17 protein-coding genes are annotated in these 18,072 nt (G+C 71.0%); 9 read left to right on the forward strand and 8 right to left on the reverse strand.

The window, feature by feature from the left end; translation table 11 throughout:
• Positions 1–65: 65 nt before the first annotated feature.
• Together ACFWY5_RS12620 and ACFWY5_RS12625 are read left to right on the forward strand one after the other, a co-directional pair.
• The gene (locus tag ACFWY5_RS12620) at positions 66–1,022 is read left to right on the forward strand and encodes an NAD(P)H-quinone oxidoreductase (protein WP_379615597.1); all 957 of its coding nucleotides are present in this window, start codon (positions 66–68) and stop codon (positions 1,020–1,022) included.
• Between the two features lie 5 nt (positions 1,023–1,027).
• Positions 1,028–1,540: a bacterial proteasome activator family protein gene (locus ACFWY5_RS12625; RefSeq protein WP_379615599.1), complete on the forward strand. Its 513-nt coding sequence runs from the start codon at positions 1,028–1,030 to the stop codon at positions 1,538–1,540.
• On the opposite strand, the gene ACFWY5_RS12630 is transcribed toward ACFWY5_RS12625, so the two are convergent.
• Complete coding sequence (locus ACFWY5_RS12630; protein ID WP_379615601.1) at positions 1,531–2,328, reverse strand: HAD family hydrolase; 798 nt, start codon at positions 2,326–2,328, stop codon at positions 1,531–1,533. The two genes, ACFWY5_RS12625 and ACFWY5_RS12630, sit on opposite strands and share 10 nt — an antisense overlap.
• A gap of 223 nt (positions 2,329–2,551) precedes the next feature.
• On the opposite strand from ACFWY5_RS12630, the gene ACFWY5_RS12635 reads away from it, so the two are divergent.
• On the forward strand, positions 2,552–2,755 hold the full coding sequence (locus ACFWY5_RS12635) for a cold-shock protein (RefSeq protein WP_157248489.1): 204 nt from the start codon (positions 2,552–2,554) through the stop codon (positions 2,753–2,755).
• A 71-nt stretch (positions 2,756–2,826) separates the two neighbouring features.
• Here the strand turns inward: ACFWY5_RS12635 and ACFWY5_RS12640 are convergent, their stop codons facing one another.
• Positions 2,827–3,972 (reverse strand): FAD-dependent oxidoreductase, encoded by a 1,146-nt coding sequence (locus tag ACFWY5_RS12640; RefSeq protein WP_379631812.1) that lies wholly within the window; start codon positions 3,970–3,972, stop codon positions 2,827–2,829.
• A 90-nt stretch (positions 3,973–4,062) separates the two neighbouring features.
• On the opposite strand from ACFWY5_RS12640, the gene ACFWY5_RS12645 reads away from it, so the two are divergent.
• From ACFWY5_RS12645 to ACFWY5_RS12655, 3 genes are all read left to right on the forward strand, one after another.
• The gene (locus ACFWY5_RS12645; protein WP_379631814.1) at positions 4,063–4,605 is read left to right on the forward strand and encodes a TetR family transcriptional regulator; all 543 of its coding nucleotides are present in this window, start codon (positions 4,063–4,065) and stop codon (positions 4,603–4,605) included.
• Positions 4,606–4,915: 310 nt separating this feature from the next.
• On the forward strand, positions 4,916–6,283 hold the full coding sequence (locus tag ACFWY5_RS12650) for a hypothetical protein (protein ID WP_379631816.1): 1,368 nt from the start codon (positions 4,916–4,918) through the stop codon (positions 6,281–6,283).
• Entirely contained in the window at positions 6,280–7,734 is a 1,455-nt protein-coding gene (locus tag ACFWY5_RS12655) for a hypothetical protein (protein ID WP_379631818.1), read from the forward strand. Before ACFWY5_RS12650 ends, ACFWY5_RS12655 begins: the two co-directional genes overlap by 4 nt.
• Here ACFWY5_RS12655 and serS read toward each other — a convergent pair.
• The 4 genes from serS to ACFWY5_RS12675 form a co-directional block, all read right to left on the reverse strand.
• Positions 7,698–8,960 carry a serine--tRNA ligase gene (serS, locus tag ACFWY5_RS12660; protein WP_379631820.1) on the reverse strand — a complete coding sequence of 421 codons (1,263 nt, stop codon included), beginning with the start codon at positions 8,958–8,960 and terminating at the stop codon, positions 7,698–7,700. The genes ACFWY5_RS12655 and serS overlap by 37 nt on opposite strands.
• A 224-nt stretch (positions 8,961–9,184) precedes the next feature.
• Positions 9,185–10,105, reverse strand: a complete 921-nt coding sequence (gene pheA / locus ACFWY5_RS12665; protein WP_379631822.1) for a prephenate dehydratase — start codon at positions 10,103–10,105, stop codon at positions 9,185–9,187.
• An 18-nt stretch (positions 10,106–10,123) separates the two neighbouring features.
• Positions 10,124–10,525, reverse strand: a complete 402-nt coding sequence (locus ACFWY5_RS12670; RefSeq protein ID WP_379615617.1) for a DUF4446 family protein — start codon at positions 10,523–10,525, stop codon at positions 10,124–10,126.
• A 35-nt stretch (positions 10,526–10,560) separates the two neighbouring features.
• Entirely contained in the window at positions 10,561–11,742 is a 1,182-nt protein-coding gene (locus ACFWY5_RS12675; RefSeq protein ID WP_379615619.1) for a glycosyltransferase family 87 protein, read from the reverse strand.
• Positions 11,743–11,802: 60 nt separating this feature from the next.
• On the opposite strand from ACFWY5_RS12675, the gene ACFWY5_RS12680 reads away from it, so the two are divergent.
• Positions 11,803–14,004: a hypothetical protein gene (locus tag ACFWY5_RS12680; protein WP_379631824.1), complete on the forward strand. Its 2,202-nt coding sequence runs from the start codon at positions 11,803–11,805 to the stop codon at positions 14,002–14,004.
• On the opposite strand, the gene ACFWY5_RS12685 is transcribed toward ACFWY5_RS12680, so the two are convergent.
• Positions 13,886–15,292 (reverse strand): glycosyltransferase 87 family protein, encoded by a 1,407-nt coding sequence (locus tag ACFWY5_RS12685; protein ID WP_379631826.1) that lies wholly within the window; start codon positions 15,290–15,292, stop codon positions 13,886–13,888. The two genes, ACFWY5_RS12680 and ACFWY5_RS12685, sit on opposite strands and share 119 nt — an antisense overlap.
• A gap of 91 nt (positions 15,293–15,383) precedes the next feature.
• Between ACFWY5_RS12685 and ACFWY5_RS12690 the strand changes: the two genes are divergently transcribed.
• Positions 15,384–16,811, forward strand: coding sequence for a serine hydrolase domain-containing protein (locus ACFWY5_RS12690; RefSeq protein ID WP_379631828.1), 1,428 nt, complete (start codon positions 15,384–15,386; stop codon positions 16,809–16,811).
• On the opposite strand, the gene ACFWY5_RS12695 is transcribed toward ACFWY5_RS12690, so the two are convergent.
• Complete coding sequence (locus ACFWY5_RS12695; RefSeq protein ID WP_379615627.1) at positions 16,808–17,143, reverse strand: winged helix-turn-helix transcriptional regulator; 336 nt, start codon at positions 17,141–17,143, stop codon at positions 16,808–16,810. The genes ACFWY5_RS12690 and ACFWY5_RS12695 overlap by 4 nt on opposite strands.
• 54 nt (positions 17,144–17,197) lie before the next feature.
• Here ACFWY5_RS12695 and ACFWY5_RS12700 point away from each other — a divergent pair, with 54 nt between their 5' ends.
• Positions 17,198–18,058, forward strand: coding sequence for an NAD(P)-dependent oxidoreductase (locus ACFWY5_RS12700; protein ID WP_379615629.1), 861 nt, complete (start codon positions 17,198–17,200; stop codon positions 18,056–18,058).
• The last annotated feature ends 14 nt before the right edge of the window (positions 18,059–18,072 follow it).

An 18,072-nucleotide genomic window follows, 5' to 3' on the forward strand; every position in this document is an offset into this window, starting at 1 on the left:
AACTTCTTTGCCCGGCACCCCCGCTCCGGGGCTCGGCGGGGCGCCACGCGCCTATCTTGGTCAGCATGCGAGCGATTGTGATCTCCAAGATCGGCGCGCCTGAGGTTCTGGAGTGGCGCGAGGTGCCGGATCTCCGCCCCGGGCGGGGAGAAGTGCTCATCGACGTGGCCGCCTCGGCGTTGAACAGGGCGGACGTCCTCCAGCGGCTCGGCTTCTACAACCCGCCTCCCGGCGACTCGGAGTATCCGGGCCTGGAGTGCTCGGGGGTCGTGGCCGAGGTCGGCGCGGACGTGGAGCACTTCCAGGTCGGCGATCGAGTCTGCGCGCTGCTGGGCGGCGGCGGATATGCCGAACAGGTGACAGTGCCGTGGCAGCAGGTGATGCCGGTGCCGGACAACGTCTCCCTGACCGAAGCGGCGGCGCTGCCCGAAGTGGTCTGCACGGTGTGGTCGAACGTGTTCATGACCGCGCGGCTGCGGCGTTCGGACACCCTGCTGGTGCACGGCGGGGCCAGCGGCGTGGGGACGATGGCGATCCAGCTGGCGAAGGCGTTCGGCTCGCGGGTGATCGCGACCGCGGGCACCGCGGAGAAGCTGGAGCGGCTCAGGGAGCTGGGCGCCGACGAGGTGATCAACTACCGGGAGGAGGACTTCGCCGAGAAGGCGGAGGCCGACGTGATTCTGGACATCATGGGCGCAAAGTATCTGTCCCGAAATATCAAAGCTTTGCGGACGGGTGGGCGGCTCGTGATCATCGGTCTGCAGGGCGGCACCTCGGCCGAGCTCGATCTGCGGATGCTGCTCAACAAGCGCGCGGCCGTACACGGAACCACGCTGCGCTCGCGGCCCGCCGACGAGAAGGGCGTCATCGTGCGCGGGGTCGTCGACAACGTGTGGCCGCTGGTCAGCGCGGGTGCGGTGCGGCCGGTGATCTACGCGGAGGTGCCTCTCGCCGAGGCCGCTCGGGCGCACGAAATGCTCGATTCCGGGGAACACGTCGGCAAGATCCTGCTAGTACGGTGAGACGTATGAATGCTGAGGAGAACAACACCCCCCACATCGTGGTGGTCGGGCCTGACTTCCAGGGGCAGCAGGGCGACGGCGGCGAGGAAGAGCGCTCGGTGGCGGGCCTGGTCGAGCAGCCCGCGAAGGTGATGCGCATCGGCAGCATGATCCGCCAGCTTCTCGAAGAGGTCCGCGCGGCTCCTCTCGACGAGGCCAGCCGCAAGCGGTTGAAGGAGATCCACGAGTCCTCCATAAAGGAGCTTGAGGACGGCCTCGCCCCCGAGCTGGTCAACGAGCTGGAGCGGTTGTCGCTGCCGTTCACCGACGACAACGGCGCCCCGCCCAGCGAGGCCGAGCTGCGGATCGCCCACGCCCAGCTGGTCGGCTGGCTGGAAGGGCTCTTCCACGGCATCCAGACGACGCTGTTCGCCCAGCAGATGGCGGCCAGGGCCCAGCTGGAGCAGATGCGCAGGGCGCTGCCCGGAGTGCCGCAGGAGGGCCAGCAGCAGCCCGGCGGCTCCGGCCCCTACCTGTAGAGCTCTTCGAGCACGCGGGCGACGCCGTCCTCGTCGTTGGCCTCGATCGTCTGACCGACCACGGCCAGCACGTCGCGATGCGCGTTGGCCACCGCGTACGACCTGCCCGCCCACGCGAGCATGGGCAGGTCGTTCGGCATGTCACCGAACGCCACGGCGTCCTCGGGTCCGATGCCGTGCCGCCTGGCCAGCGCCGCCAGCGCGGTGGCCTTCGTGATGCCGTGCGCGCTCATCTCGACCAGCGCGCTGCGGCTGGAGTGGGTGGCGGTCACCAGGTGCCCCACGAGCTCGTGCACGGCCCCGTGGAGCGCGTCAGGGTCCATCTCCGGGTGCAGGGCGAGCAGCTTGGCGCACGGCCGCGAGGTGAGGATCCCCGGCCCGACGCCGCCGCCGCGTCCCGCCCTTCGGTCCAGGCCGCCGAGCCTGAAATCTGACTCGTGCGCAAAACCACCTTCGTACTCGACCGAAAATGCCAGTCCGGGGATGTTCGCTCTTAGCTGATCCACGACCTCCACGAGCACGTCGGCCTGGATCAGGTGAGATTCAAGAATCTGTTCGGTGTGGAGATCGTAGACAAGCGCCCCGTTCGCGCAGATCGCCACCCCGCGGTGCCCGACCACCTCGGCCACCTCCCTCATCCACCGAGGCGGGCGGCCGGTGACGAGTACCAGCACAGCCCCGGATTCCTCTACCCTGGCGAAGGCAGCAGCCGTTCGGGAAGAGACCGTTCCATCGGAGCGCAGGGCGGTTCCGTCGAGGTCGGTGGCCACAAGGCGAGGGGTGTTCATAACGGGTTCCAGTTTGCCCGGTGATGCCGTCCAACAGAAATCTTCCTAGCGAGGGGAACACCAAGGCGGTGGAATGGTGTTAGATGTGATGGCGTTGTATTAGCTGATCCCGTAGTGAAAACCAGCATGACTTTGTCTGAGCCACCCCGGGTTGCTGCTGTACGACACACCGGGACCCATGAGGTGTGGGTCCCATAGATTCACATCCTGAGGGAGAGCTTTTATGGCTCAGGGAACCGTCAAGTGGTTCAACGCTGAAAAGGGCTTCGGCTTCATCGCTCCGGACGGCGGTGCACCGGACGTGTTCGTGCACTTCTCCGAGATCCAGGGCAACGGCTACCGCAGCCTCGAAGACGGCCAGCGGGTCGAGTTCGAGATCACGCAGGGACAGAAGGGGCCGCAGGCCTCTGCCGTCCGCGCCATCTGATCTGAAGTAAGCGAGGTAGGGCGGGGTTCGCTTCCAGCGGACCTCGCCCTTTCCGCTGTCCAGGCCGCGGTTCACCGGTAGACCAGCCCCGACAGCCGCCAGGCCAGCGCCCGGCGGAAGGGGGGCAGGGTGGCCAGCAGCCGCAGCACCACGTTCCTGACCGGCCGCAGCGCCCGGCTCATCGTCGCCAGGCGGGTCAGCCGGCCGGCGAAGGCCACGACCTCCCGGGCGACCGGGCGGCGGGCCGCCGCGTAGGCGTCCAGGGGCGCCTCGTGCCCGGTCTTGAGCGTCTCCGCCAGGGCCTCACCCAGCGCCACGGCGTCCTGGACGCCGGTGTTCATCCCCTGGCCGCCCGCCGGGCTGTGCACGTGCGCCGCGTCGCCCGCCAGCACGACCCTGCCGCTTCTGTACGCGTCCGCCACCCTGTGGTGGACCCTGAAGCGCGAACCCCACACGACCTCGCTCACCACGGCCCTCTGGCGCCGCGGGCCGCGCTCGTCCAGCAGGCGCTGCACGTAGGCCACGTCGGGCTCGTGGGGCGCCTCGTCGACCGTGGCCACGATCCTGAACGTCCCGTCGGGCAACGGGGCCACCACGACCAGCCCGGCCGGCGAGAAGTACAGCACGACCTCCTCGCTGGGCACGCCGCCGCTGAGCCGTACATCCGCCAGCGAGAACGACTCCGGGTAGGAGGCGCCGCTGAACCCGATGCCGGCCTGCTCCCGCACCGTGCTGTGCATGCCGTCAGCGCCGACGACATAGCGGGCGCGCACGCTGCTTCCGTCGGCGAAGGCCGCCGTCGCGCCCCCGCCGTCCTGGGTGAGCCCGGTCAGCGTGTACGGCCGCGCCACCCGCCCGCCCAGCGCGACGAGCCGGTCCAGCAGGATCCGCTCGGTCTCCGCCTGGGAGATCATCAGCGTGTACGGGTAGTCCGTCGGCAGGTTCCCGAACGGAACCGGCACCAGCACGCGGTCCCCGTCCCTGATCGTGAAGCGCTTGGCGTGGATGCCCCGCTCGACCATGGGACCGGTGACGCCGAGCGGCTCGAGCTGCTCCAGGGTGCGGGCGTGCACGACGGCGGCGCGGGAGGTGTTGTCGCCCTCGGCCTGGTTGTCCACGACGGTGACGTCGAGGCCCTTGAGCGTGAGCGAGATCGCCAGGGTGAGGCCGGTGGGGCCGGCGCCGATGACCAGAACGTCGGTGGCGGTGGGAAGCATCTTCGTTCTCCTTTTGGTCAACGCTTGTTGGCATCAGTCTGCGCCTGGCGTGCTGGCCATGTCAACACTTGTTGGCCTACAATCGTTGACATGAGAAGGAGCTCCGCGGACACCAAGGCCGTCATCCTGGCCGCGGCCAGGGAACGCTTCGCCGCAGACGGCTACGAGAAGGCCACGATCCGGTCAATCGCCGGTGACGCCGGGATCGATCCGGCGATGGTGATGCGCTACTTCGGTAACAAGGAGAAGTTGTTCGCCGCCGCCGCCCGCATCGACCTGAAATTTCCGGACTTCTCGGCACTGCCGCGAGACCAGCTCGGCGCCGGGCTCGTCGGCCACTTCCTCAGCCTGTGGGAGCACAACGAGGCGCTGCAGGTGCTCCTGCGCACCGGCGTCACGAACGAGGCGGCCGCCGAACGCATGCGTGAGATCTTCGCCACCCAGCTGGCTCCCGTCATAGCCACCCTGACCGGCCCGGACGAGGCCCCCGTACGCGCCGGCCTGGCCGCCTCCCAGATCCTGGGGCTGGCGCTCGCCCGATACATCCTGAAATTTCCGCCCATCGTGGCGATCCCCCGCGACGACCTCATCCGCTGGGCAGCCCCCACCATCCAGCGCTACCTCTGCGACTGACCCGACCCACTACGAGAGGCGTGCACGCCCCACAGCCTCGGCCTGATGCGCCCAGGGTGCGCGTGGGGATCGCCAACCGGCCGAGGGGTCCAGAGGTCGGCGCACAGGACACCGGACGGGTGAGGAGGGGCGGAGGGGACCGAGTGTGCCGATGGCGGCTGGCAGCGGCCCGGAGACGGCGCGGCCCAAGCGCGACGGACGGTGCGGGAGACCTGGAGGGGGTGGGGTGGGGCGTTACGGGGGGATCACGAGTGTGACTCGAAGCTCGTTTCGGCCGAACGACCGCATTTCCGGAGCCGTCGATGAGTGCATGAGGTACGCGTGGCTGTGCCATCCCGCGACGCTCGTCGCGGCGTTGCTGTTGCTCGTCAACGACCACCTGCTCAAACAGGCCTGGCCGGGGTTCGTCACCGGCAAGCTGAGCGATGTCGCCGGACTGGTCGTCGCCGCTCCCCTGCTGTCCCTCCTCCTGCTGCGCAAGGCCGACCTGGCCGCCACCCTGCTCACCGGGGCGCTGTTCACCCTCGTGAAAACCACCGAGACGGGCGCGGAGGCCGCCTCCCTTGCCTGGACCTTCGTCGCGGGCCCTTCGCACGTCCTGGCCGATCCCAGCGACCTCCTGGCGCTTCCCGCGCTCGGGCTGGCGTGGTGGGTCAGGAAGCACAAGGCGCCCCGGAGGTGGCTGGCGGTGGTGGGGGTGCCGGTGGCCGTACTGGCCGTGGCGGCCACGGGCGCGGCGGGGAGTCCACCCGCGGCGGACGCGGTGCGGGTCGACGGCGGGCGGATCACGGTGACGGGGACCTGGGCCTCCGGCAACGTCTCCACGGACGGCGGGCGCACCTGGAGGCTCGCCCCCGACAGCGATCCGAGCGCGCAGGGACAGAAGTCGATGTGCGTGCCACGGGAGCCGCGGCGCTGCTACTGGGTACGCGGCGACGGCATCAGGGTCATGCAGTCGGACGACGCCAGCGTGACCTGGCAACCGTCGTGGGAGCTCTCCCCGGGGCGGCTCGAACTACTCGAACGGTCCTATGGCGAGCGGGTGTCCTCGGTGTCGCTGGCGGTTCAGGCGACGGCGCGGGGTCATGTGGTCGTCGTGGCGAACGGGCGCGACGGCGTGGCCGTACGGGATGAGAGCGGGCGGTGGACGCGGCTGGGGTACGACCCGTCGGGACGGCTGACCGCGGGCGCCGCCACGGCGGTGGACGGCGGCCAGGAGGTCTCCGGCGAGCTGGCCGTCGCGCTGCTGGCCGGGGTGTGGGCGATCGTGGCGGGACTCATGATCGCGGCCAGGGGCAGGCGCAGGATCGCCACCCACTGGATCGCGCCCGCGCTGGCGACCGTGGGCGTGCTGCCGTACCTACTGCTCGATCCGGAGGCGGGCGGCGTCCCCGCCCTGCTGTGGCTGGCCGGCGCCCCGCTCCTGCTGGCCGCGGTCGTGCTCGCGATCGTGGAGTCGGTCCTCGCGAAGATCCCCTCCACCGCCCTCTGGTGGGCGCTGGGCACGGGGGTGCTGGTCGCGCTGGGCATCGCGGCGCCGTTCCGTGGTTGGGCGTTCGGGTGGCCAGACTCCTATGACGTGGCGCTCGCCATGGCCGCCTTCTTCTCCGTCGCCATCGGCGCCCTCGGGCTGGCCCTGGTACGGCGGACCGCCCGCAACCCAGCCGACCAGACATGAGGCGCGCCTGGTTATGCCATCCGGCGACGCTCGCCGCGGCACTGGTCCTGCTGATCAACGACCACGTGCTCAAGGCGGCCTGGCCCGGCCTCGTGACCGGGAAGCTGAGCGACGTCGCCGGGCTGGTGGTGGCGGCGCCGCTGGTGTCCCTGCTGTTCGCGCGCCGGGCGGATCTGGCCGCGACGGTGCTCACCGGGGTGGTGTTCACCCTGGTGAAGACGACCGGGGCGGGCGCTGAGCTGGCGTCGGCGGCCTGGACGCTGGTCGCCGGACCATCGCGGGTGCTCGCCGACCCCACCGACCTGCTGGCCCTGCCCGCGCTCGGGCTGGCGTGGTGGATCAGGAAACACGAGGCGCCCCGGAGGTGGTCGGCCGTGGTGGGGGTGCCGCTGGCCGTACTGGCGGTGGGGGCCACCGGGCCGGCGGGCGGGCCGCCTGTCGCCGAGAACGTCCACCTGGACGGCGGCCACATCGTCGTCACGGGTCGCTGGAGCGCCGGCACGGTCTCCTCGGACGGCGGGCGGACCTGGCGTGCGCTGACCGGGAACGGGCCGGCGCCCACGCCCCAGAGCCCCGCGCCGCGGACCTCCGTCTGCGGCGCGGAGTTCTGCTACCGGATCGTCCCCGGCCGGCTCAAGGTCGAGCGGTCGGCCGACGGGGAAAGGACGTGGACGTCCGCGTGGGAGCTGTCACCCGGGCGTACGGAGTGGCTGAAGCGGGGTCACATCGGCGACGGGCGTCCCCGGGACCCGCGCTCGCTCGCCATCGCCCTCCAGGAACGCCCGGACGGCCACGTGGTCGTCGTCGCCAACGGCCGGGACGGCATCGTGGTCCGCGACACCGGCGGCGCCTGGCGACGCCACGGCTATGGCGCCGACGGCGGCCTGAGCACCGGCGCGGCCGTCCCGCTGACACGGCCGGGCGAGCGGGTGGACGGCGAGATGCGCGTGGCCGTCGTGGCCGGGCTGTGGATGTTGCTCGCGGGCCTGGTGGCCGTGACGCCGGCGGTGGTCCGCTCCGGCCGGGTGACCCTGGGCTACGGGCTGATCGGGGTGCTGCTCCTGCTGCCGTGGCGGTATGAGGAGTTCTTCGGCTACTACTCGCTGATCAACCTGCCGGGCGTCGTGGGCGCGGCGGCGGGGGTGAGCGGCGCGGTCCTGTTGCTCATCGCGCTGGCCGGTGCGGCGCTGGCCGCGTGGAGAGAGGATGCCGCAGGCGACTCGGTGAGGGAGGCGCTGTGCCTGGCCGTGCTGGTCGCGGCCGGGGTGGCGCTGCCGTTCCGTGGCTGGAGCGCGGGCTGGCCGGATGGCTACACGGCGGCGCTCGCCCTCGCGGGGCTCTTCGGCCTCGGCATCGGCACGGCGGGGCTGGTGATCCTGCGACGGAACGCGGTCCGGCGTTCCGCCGCGATCGGTTACTTGGCCGGCTCCAGCACGTCCAGCCCCAGGTAGGGGCGGAGCGCCTTGGGGACCACCACGGAGCCGTCGGCCTGCTGGTGGTTCTCCAGGATGGCCACGATCCAGCGGGTCGTGGCCAGCGTGCCGTTGAGCGTCGCGACGTGCTGCGGCTTGCCGTCCTTGTCACGGAAGCGGACCGCCAGGCGGCGCGACTGGAACTCGGTGCAGTTGGAGGTCGAGGTCAGCTCGCGGTAGCGGCCCTGGGACGGGATCCAGGCCTCGCAGTCGAACTTGCGCGCCGCCGACATGCCGAGGTCGCCAGCGGCGGTGTCGATGATGCGGTACGGCACCTCGATCTTGGCCAGCATCTCCTTCTCCCAGGCCAGCAGGCGCTGGTGCTCGGCAGCGGCGTCCTCCGGGCGGACATAGGTGAACATCTCCACCTTGTCGAACTGGTGGACGCGGATGATGCCCCTGGTGTCCTTGCCGTAGGAGCCCGCCTCGCGCCGGAAGCACGACGACCAGCCCGCATAACGCAGCGGCAGTTCGGCGCCGTCGAGGATCTCGTTGGCGTGGTAGCCGGCGAGCGCGACCTCAGAGGTGCCGACGAGGTAGAGGTCGTCGTCGGGCAGGCGGTAGATCTCCTTGTCGTGGGCGACGTGGAAACCGGTGCCCGCCATCGTCTCCGGCCGCACCAGGACCGGGGTGATCATCGCGGTGAACCCGGCCTCGATCGCGTGCTGCATGCCCATGTTGAGCAGGGCCAGTTGCAGGCGGGCGCCGACGCCCTTCAGGAAGAAGAACCGCGAACCCGACACCTTGGCGCCGCGCTCCATGTCGATGGCGTCGAGCGCCTCGCCGAGCTCCAGGTGGTCCTTGGGCTCGAAGTCGAACGCGCGCGGCTCGCCGATCGTCTCCAGCACGACGAAGTCGTCCTCGCCGCCGTGGGGAGCCGCCTCCTCCACGATGTTGGGTACGGCGTGGGCCATCTCGTCGAGCTCGGCACCCAGCTGCTCGGCTTCGACCTCGGCGGCCTTGACCTGCGCGGCGAGCTCCTTGGCCCGCTGCAGCAGCGCCTGCTTCTCCTCGCCCTGCGCCTTGGACACGGACTTGCCCATGGACTTCTGCTCGGCGCGCATGGTCTCGAACGAGGTCAGCGCGGATCGCCGGCGCTCGTCGAGGGCCAGCAGCTTGTCGACGATCGAGTCGTCCTCACCCCGCGCGCGCTGCGACGCTCGCAGCCGCTCAGGGTCCTCCCGAAGTGTCCGCAGGTCAATCACAGGCCAAGCGTACTCGGTCCCCCGCTGACGGCAGGACCAATTAAAACCACCGCAGCGGCGACCTCACCACCGCCCCGGCTCACGTGGGCCGTGGCGGTGGGCAGCCCGTCCGACGTGAGAAGCGACCCCCACGATCGGCGGTCACCCACGTCGGCGGGTGGCGGTGGTGCGGCTTGCCGTAACGGATAAATGGCCCGTAACGGAGGCCCGCAACGGGAAAGCAGCTACGGCTGGCCCTGGCGGATACGGGTGAGCCAGCTATCGGCCTCGGTGAAGGCGGCGTCGGTGGTGGCGGGTTTGATCTGGGGGGTGATGCCGTCCGCGCGCGGGTAGCTGCCCAGGAAGCGGACCTCGCCGCAGATCCGGTGCAGGCCCGAGATGGCCTCGCCGACCCGGGCGTCGGCCACGTGCCCCTCGAAGTCGAAGTGGAAGAAGTAGCGGCCGATGCCGTCGCCGGTGGGCCGCGATTCGATCCGGGTCAGGTTGACCCCGCGCACCGAGAACTCGGTCAGCATCTCCAGCAGCGCGCCCGGGTGGTCGTCGGCCAGGAAGACCACGAGCGTGGTGCGGTCGGAGCCGGTGGGCTCCGGCAGCGCGCCGGGACGGGCGACGCGGACGAACCTGGTCACCGTGTCGGTCCGGTCGCCGATGTTGGCGGCGATTTCGACCAGGCCGTAGTGCTCGCCGGCGATGCGGGCGGCGATCGCCGCGTCGTACGGCGAGCCGGGCAGCGACACCTCCTGGGCCGCGGCGGCCGTGGAAGGGGCGGAGACCACGACGGCGTCGGGCAGTTCGCGGTTGATGTAGCCGCGGCACTGCGTGATGGCGGCCGGGTGGGTGTAGACACGCTTGATGTGCACCAGCTCGGTGTCGGGCCGGGCCAGCAGCGAGAACCGCACGGGCAGCAGCAACTCGGCGGTGATCAGCAGCGGTTCGCCCCACGCGAACTCGTCGAGGGTGGTGGTGATGCCGCCCTCCAGCGAGTTCTCCAGCGGGACGACCGCGCCGTCGGCCTCACCGGACCGTACGGCGTTGAGCGCGGCACCGACGGTGGCGCAGGGCATGCGGTCGGCGTCGGGCTCCATGAGCCGCAGGGCTTCCTCGGTGAAGGTGCCCTCGGGTCCGAGATAGGCGATTCTGGGCATGACACCAGAGTAACCAGCTCAGCGGCGTGCCATCTGTGGTTCTATCTCCGGGCCGAGTCCGAGTCTGGCCGCGCGCACCGCCTCCTCCTCTTCCGGGGCCAGTGGCGTCTTGCCCTTTCCGCCCACGACCGGCCGCACGTACGTGCGGGTCTCCGAGCGGCCGTTGATCGAGGTGAGGACGATGCCGTCGCCCAAGCCGTTGATCATCGCGATCGAGAACGACAGCCTTCCGGTCATCTCCTCAAGGGCGTCGTAGCGATAGACGGCGACGTCGCGGATCGCTTTGAGGTCGCCGCCCATGGTGCTGACGGTGGACTGCCTGGCCAGCATCTGCTGGCAGTCCTGCACGGCCAGCCTGGCCTGCTTGAGGGCGACGTAGCCGATGACGACGCCGCTGACGCCCGCGAGGACGCCGATCATGACCCATACGGTAACGAGCACAACACACAGGGTAATCAGTTGGTCAAGATCCCGCGGCGTTTGGGCAACCAGGCGGCCAGGAGCCAGACGAGGGCGATCGCGCCCAGCCCGTAGCCGTTCTGCACGATCTTGCCGAGGACCGGGCTGAGGACGGGGATCTCCAGCGCCTTGAGCGAGACGCCCCACCAGGGGACCGGGACGACGTAGTAGACCCAGACCCCGGCCGCCACCCACAGCCTGACCCGGTCGCGCCCGTCGCCGACGATCGCGCCGAGCACGACGACGACCCAGGCCAGGTGGTGGATCCAGGCGACCGGCGACAGCAGCACCGCCATCAGGCCGGTGAGGGCGACCGCGGTGACCATGTCCTTCGCCTGGTACGCCCGGTAGGCCCCGCGGAAGCCGTACCAGCCGATGAAGGCGATGACCGCCACCCAGATCGCGGACGTCAGCAGGTCGGGCAGGTACAGCCGGATGAGCATGCCGCGCACGGACTGGTTGGTGGTGGCGGCGTTGGAGCCCAGGCGTTCGGGGTCGAGCAGCGCGGAGAACCAGAACTGGGCCGCGTCCTGCGGGATGACGGCGAAGGGCAGCAGCGTGAGCAGCGCGGCGACGAAGCAGGCCATCCAGAACGTCCGCCACTGCCGGGTGACCAGCAGGTAGATCAGGAAGACGCCGGGCGTGAGCTTGACCGCGGTGGCCAGGCCGATGAGGAAGCCGCGCGGCCACTTCGGCCGGACCGCCAGCAGGTCGGCCACGCACAACGCGACCAGCAGGATGTCCACCTGCCCGAAACGCACCTGGTCGCGGATGGGCATCAGGTAGGTGCAGCAGACCATGGCCAGCGCGAACAGCAGCGGCTTCCTGTCCACCTGCGCCTGCCTGAAGGAGAACCAGACGGTGACGGCGAGGGCGGCGAAGACGCCGATCGTCCACACCCACTGCGCGGTGGTCCACGACATCATCGCCAGCGGTACGGCCAGCAGCGCCGCGACCGGCGGGTAGGTGAACGGCAGCAGTTGCGGCGCGGGCGTGAAGAACTCGTAGACCGGCCGCCCCTCCCGGATCATCTCGCCGCCGGTGCGGTAGACGTCGAGGTCGACCAGCCGCTGGTCGTCGGGGTTGGTCAGCCAGTACTCGACCAGCGGCCACGCCGCCAGCACGACCAGCGCCGCCGCCGGCAACCACGTCCACCACTGCCGCTTGCCACCTGTCACGGTCTGGCACGTTACCGTGGCTCCAGTCGATCGAGGACGCACACTGCGGGGGTTGCGCTCATGGCACGTCGGTTCCTGGCGGCTCTGGTGCTGGGCGCCGTCCTGGCGGGCGTCCTCGGCGCCGGTACGGCTTCCGCCGCCCCCCGAGGCCGGGTCGTGCTGCTGGGAGTGCCCGGTCTGGAATGGGGCGATCTCCACCCGTCACGCACCCCCAACCTGTGGAAACTGGTGGCCGCGGGCGGCTCGGCCTCGATGTCGACCCGTGCCGTGCCACCGCCGGACCGTGGCGTGACCTGTCCGGTCGCTGGCTGGCTGACGGTCTCGGCCGGGCAGCGCTCCGGCACCGCGGGCAAGGGCTGCGCCCCGGTGCCGAGGCCGGAGCCGGACGGCGCGGGCGCCCGGGTCCCCGGATGGGAGTCGCTGGCCGCCTACCAGTCCGGCACCGGGTACAACGCGGTGCTCGGGACGCTGGGCCAGCTCGTGGCCGATTCGGGCGGCGTCGTGGGGGCGGTGGGTCCCGGTGCGGCGCTGGCCGCCGCCGACAAGAGCGGCCGGATCACGAAATATGCGGACAACGTGGAGGGGCTGGGCGACCTGACCGGCTACGCCCTGGTCGTCTTCGAGGCCGACGCGCTCGCCGCCGCCTGGGCCCGCATGCCCCAGGACGAGGCCGGGGTGCCCGCCGGACTCCCCGCCGAGCAGCGCGCGGCCGCCGTGGCCGAGGCCGACAGGCGGGTCGGCACGCTGATGGCCCGGGTTCCCGAGGGGAGCACGGTCCTGGTGGGCGGCATCTCCGACACCTCATCCGCCGCCCATCTCCACGTGGCCATGGCCGCCGGGCCCTCTCCCGGCGGCCCGCCGTACCGTCGTGGGTTCCTCACCGCGGCCTCGACGCGGCAGGACGCGCTCGTCACCATCACCGACCTGACCGCCACCGCGATCGGCGCGCTGGGGCTCGAGCCGCCCCGCGCGGTCGTCGGGCGGGCCTGGAGCGACGGCGGCGACGCCCCCGCGACCACCGAGGAGACCGTCGCCCAGCTGGCCGACGCCGATCTGGCCAGCCAGGTGCTGCGGGAGGTGCGCGGGCCGTTCTTCGCGGTGTTCGTCGTGGTCCAGTTGCTCTTCTATCTGTTCGCCGCCCTCGCCCTGCGCCGTCGTCGCGCGCAGCCCGCCGCGCCGCGGGACGGCGAGGCGGCGGCGTCGCGGCTGCTCGTGGTCGTTCAGGTGGTGTCGGTGCTGGCCGGCTCCATCGCGGTGGCGACGTTCCTGGCCCAGCTCGTGCCCTGGTGGAGCCTGCCCGCGCCGATGGCCGCGCTGATCGTCACGATCGTGGCGGCGGCCGGGCTGATCACCGGGCTGGCCTTCGCCGGGCCGTGGCGGGCGGCGGTGCTCGGGCCGCTCACGGTGGTGGCGGGCGTGACGTCGCTGGCCCTGCTCATCGACGTGATGACCGGCTCCAGGCTGCAGGTCAACGCGGTCAGCGGCTACGAGCCGGTCACCGGCGGCCGCTTCTACGGGTTCAGCAACATCGCCTTCGCGATCCAGTCCACCGGCACGATCCTGGCCCTGGCGGGTGTCGCCTGGGTGCTCAGGGCGCGTACCTGGCTGGCTTTGGGGGTGTGCGCGGCGTATGGGATGTTCGCGGTGTTCGCGGATGGCTGGCCGGCGTGGGGGGCGGACTTCGGCGGCGTGCCGGCGTTCGTGATCGGGCTGGCGGTCTTCCTGATCCTGCTGTCGGGCCGCCGGGTCTCGGTGGGCAAGCTGCTGGTCGTGGGGGTCGTCGGGGCGTTGCTGATCGGTTCGATCATGGTCTTCGACTTCATGCGGCCGGCGGCGCAGCGTACCCACTTGGGGAACTTCGTCCAGCAGATCCTGGACGGGCAGGCCTGGACGGTGATCGGCAGGAAGTTCAGCGCGATGATCGGCGTGACCGTCGGCAACTGGTCGCTGACGCTGTTGTCGCTGGTGGCGCTGGCCTTCCTGTTCCTGGTGCTCAACCGGCCCTCCCGATGGGGCGCCTCCGCGCTCGGCCAGGCCTACAAGCTGGCGCCGCCGTTGCGTGCGGGCCTGTTCGGCGCGCTGACCTGCGCTTTCGTCGGCTTCCTGATCAACGACTCGGGCATCGCGATCCCGGCCATGGCGCTCACTGTGGCGGTGCCGCTGGCTGTGGCCGCGTCCGTGCGCGCGCTGCAGTTGTCCACGCCCATCCCGCCAGAGCCAGCGTCAGAGCCAGCAGCGCCCACGGCGCCACCTGCTGCCTGACGACGGTCCGCAGCCACTCCAGGTCGACGGGCTGCATCTCGACCCGGGCGGGCAGGTACGCCAGCGACAGGATCACCAGGTGCCCCGCCAGGAACCGGTCCACCAGCGAGGCCCCAGCCATCGCCACCATCGCGAAGGCCAGCCCGTCATACCAGGGCAGAATGTACGGCGTGGCGAACACATAGGCCACCGACAGCACCGCCGCCACGGCCAGGGCGTCCCGGCCCGGCAACGCCCGGACCAGCGCCCAGGCCACCAGCGCCAGCACGAGCAGCGACGCCACCTGGATCTCGCCCCGGTACGCGCTGCCCTCCCCCACCACGGCCTGCAACATCCCCTGGAACGTCTTCCAGTAGGAGGCGTGCGAGATCGCCTTGCTGGTCCTGCTCACCGGCTCCAGCGCGGCGAGCCCGGCCAGCGAATATCCGGCCACCACGACGGCCAGCGCCACCCCCGCCATCACCGCCAGCCGTCGGGGCCGCCGCCGCAGCTCCCACGCGGGGCCGAGCGCCACGATCCCGGCATTGAGCTTGATCGCGACCCCGAGACCCAGGAGCAGCCCCGACGCCGCCGGCCTCGACCTGGCCAGCAGGGCGGCGACCATGCAGGCGATGGCCAGCGTGTCCACGTGCATGCCGGCGACGAGCTGGTAGAGCAGCAGCGGGTTGGCCGTCCACAGCAGCGCGGCCCGCAGGCGGCGGGCGGGGTCGTCGCGGGTGAAGCGGTCGAGCAGCAGCCCGGTGGCGATGAACGCGGCGGCGTTGACCAGCGCGAGCACCAGGACGGTCAGCCACAGCGAGCCGCCGCCCACCCAGCCGGCCAGCGCCTGGACGACGGTCGCGACCGGCCCGTAGACGCTGGCCTCCTCACGCCACGGCGCCTCGACGGCCCCGGCGATCGGGTCGCCGGGCAGGTCGGCGGCGCCGTTGGTGTAGGGGTCGACGCCGAGCGCTACCATCCGGCCGTAGGCGGCGTAGTTGAGGTGGTCGGCCGAGCCGGAGGGCGGGAGGAAGGCCAGCACGGCGGCGGCCGTACAGCCGAGGACGACCAGGAGCCCGGCGGGCAGGCGCGAGCCGTACGCGAGCCCGCCGAGCAGGCCGAGACCGCCCAGCACGATCGCCGCGGCGGCCAGCCCGATCACGAGGTGGGGACCGGGGTCCAGGCCGAGCGAGGGCCCGCCCAGATCGGGAACGACCGCCGACGGCCCGAGCAGCCCGATGACGATCGTGAGCAGGACGCTCGCCGCGGTGCACAAGGACGCGCTCAGGGCCCTGCTCTCGGAAGTCACCCGGAGATTCCAGCACACCTGACGAAAGTCGGGGGACACCGCTGCCGATCGGGCGGTCCGCCGGGAGTGGTGGGATTTCTACGGTTTCCTCATGCGAACTCCGATGGTGATCACCGCCCTGACCGGCGCTTTCCTCCTTTCCGCCATGGGTACGGCCAGCGCCGACGACACCCTCGGCATCGACTCCTACGTCCGTGACTACGTCGAGCGGACCGGCCTGCCCGGGGCCATGGTCGCCGTCACCAAGGGCGACAAGGTGGTCCTCACCGCCGGCTACGGCCACACCGCCGACGGCGACGCGATCACGAAGGACAGCCCGATGCCGCTGGCCTCGGTCTCCAAGTCGTTCACCGCCCTGGCGGTCACCAAGCTGGCCGAGGAGGGCAAGGTGAAGCTCGACGCCCCGGTCAGGCAGTACCTGCCGGAGTTCACGATGGCCGACCCGCGCGCTGCGAAGATCACCGTCAGGCAGCTGCTCCACCAGACCTCCGGCATGTCCGACCGCAGCTTCCCCGAGCTCACGCTCGACGCCCCCGCGACGCTGAAGGACTCGGTGGCCATGCTGCGCACCGCCGGGCTGAGCGCGGAGCCGGGCGCCAGGATGTACTACCACAACCCCAACTACTCGCTGCTGGGCCGCCTGGTCGAGGTCGTCGCGAAGCGGCCCTTCGCCGAGCACATGGCCGCCGACGTCTTCCGCCCTCTCGGCATGAACGCCACCAAGACGGTCGACACCACCCTCGAACTGCCCGGCGCCGCCAAGGGCTACGTCCGCGCCTACGGCAGGACCGTGCCGCGCTCGCACCCCGAATGGTTCATCAACGGCAGCTACGGCGTGGTCTCCACCGCCGACGACATGGCCAGGTGGCTCATCGCCCAGAACGGCGACCGGCCCGCGATCAAGGCCACCCACCAGGGCTCCGGCGTCGGCGAGAGCACGTACGCCATGGGCTGGAACACCGGCCGCACCCCCGGCGGCGCGCCCATGCTCAAGCACACCGGCTGGCTGCTCACCCACAACTCCGCGCAGATCCTCCTGCCCGGCAGCGGGTACGGCATCGCCGTGGTCACCAACACCGGCATGATCTCGGGCGACGACGCCGCGATCATCGCCGACGGCCTGATCGACCTCACCGAAGGCCGCCCCGACCAGCGGCTCGCCCCCTTCACCAGTTCCGCCGACCCGATCCTGGCCGGAATGACCCTGCTCACGCTGGCCCTGGGCGCCCTGGGCGTCTACCGCGCCCGCACCTGGGCTCGCCGCCGTTCCGGGCGCGCGACCTGGCGTCTGGTGGTACGGCTGGCGCCGTACGCGCTGCCGGTGGCGCTGTTCGCCGGCCTGGCCGAGCTCTTCGCCCTGCTGATGAACCGCTCCGGCACCCTCGCCCAGATCTCCTACGTCTGGCCCGCCCTGTTCGTCTGGACGGCCACGGCCGCGCTGACCGCCCTGGCCGTGGCCGGAACCCGGATCTTCCACACGGTCCGCGCCCGCCGCCAGAGGGTGACGTTCACCGGCTAGTCGCGGGGGATGGCCTCGATGCGGGCCATGTGCTCCTCCCCCCAGTCCCCGAGCGGGATGAGCGCGGCGAGCAGGGAGGAGCCGAACTCGGTCAGCGAGTACTCGACCTTGGGCGGGATCTGGTGATAGTCCTCACGGAGCACCAGGCCCGCCTTCTCCATCTCCCGCAGTTGCAGGGTGAGGATGCGTTCGCTGATCCCGGGCACCTCCCGCCTGACCTCGCCGAACCTGCGCGGGCCGTCGTACAGGCCCCACAGGATCAGCACCTTCCACTTGCCGCCCATCACGTCCATGGCGGCGTCGAGACCGCAGGTGTAGCGCGCCTTCTTCACGAACAAAATAGTAGGTACTTGATGAAATGTTCGCTAGCCCCGAGCATGGCAAGCATGAGAACACCAGTAACGATCATCGGCCTGGGCGCCATCGGCACCGCCCTGGCCAAGGCATATGTCGCCGCGGGGCACCCGACGACCGTGTGGAACCGCTCCGCCGGAAGGCCGACACCGGAAGGGGCGGTGCGGGCGGCGAGCATCGAAGAGGCCGTGGCGGCGAGCGAGCTGGTCATCGCGATCCTGACCACCTTCGAGGCCGCCCGGGAGGCGCTGGAACCCGCGGCGGGCAAGCTGTCCGGCCGTACCTTGGTCACCCTGAACACCGGAACCCCGGCGGGCGCGCGCGAGACCGCGGCGTGGGCGGCGGGGCACGGCGTGGACTTCCTGGCGGGCGCGATCAAGAACGTGCCCTCGGCGGTCGGGTTGCCGGACACCTTGCTCTACTACAGCGGCGACCGGGCGGTCTTCGACCGCTATGCGCCGACGTTGCGGGTCTTGGGCGGCGACACCGTGCATCTGGGTGAGGAGCCGGATCTGGCCGGGTTGTACGAGCTGGCCGTGGGCGGCACGCTGCTGCCGACCATCGTCGCCTTCCTCCAAGGCGCGGCGCTGGTCACCTCACGCGGGCTGGAGGCGAGCTCGCTGGTGCGCTACGAGACGAAGTGGCTGGAAATGATCATCCAGTTGCTGCCGTCCCTGGCCGAGGCCGTGGACAAGGGCGACTACGCCGACCCCGAGTCGGCGCTCGGCCTCTTCCACGAGGGCATCTCGCACGACCACGAGATCGGCCGGGAGGGCAACCTGGACGTCACCTGGCACGAGCCCATGCACGACCTGCTCAGGCGGGCGGTCGCGGAAGGACGCGCCGACCAGAGCATCGCCTCCCTGGTCGAGCTCCTGCGCAAGCAGCCGTAACGGACCGTCCTGGC

The organism is Nonomuraea sp. NPDC059007 (genome assembly GCF_042740555.1).
In the GTDB taxonomy this organism is placed as follows: domain Bacteria; phylum Actinomycetota; class Actinomycetes; order Streptosporangiales; family Streptosporangiaceae; genus Nonomuraea.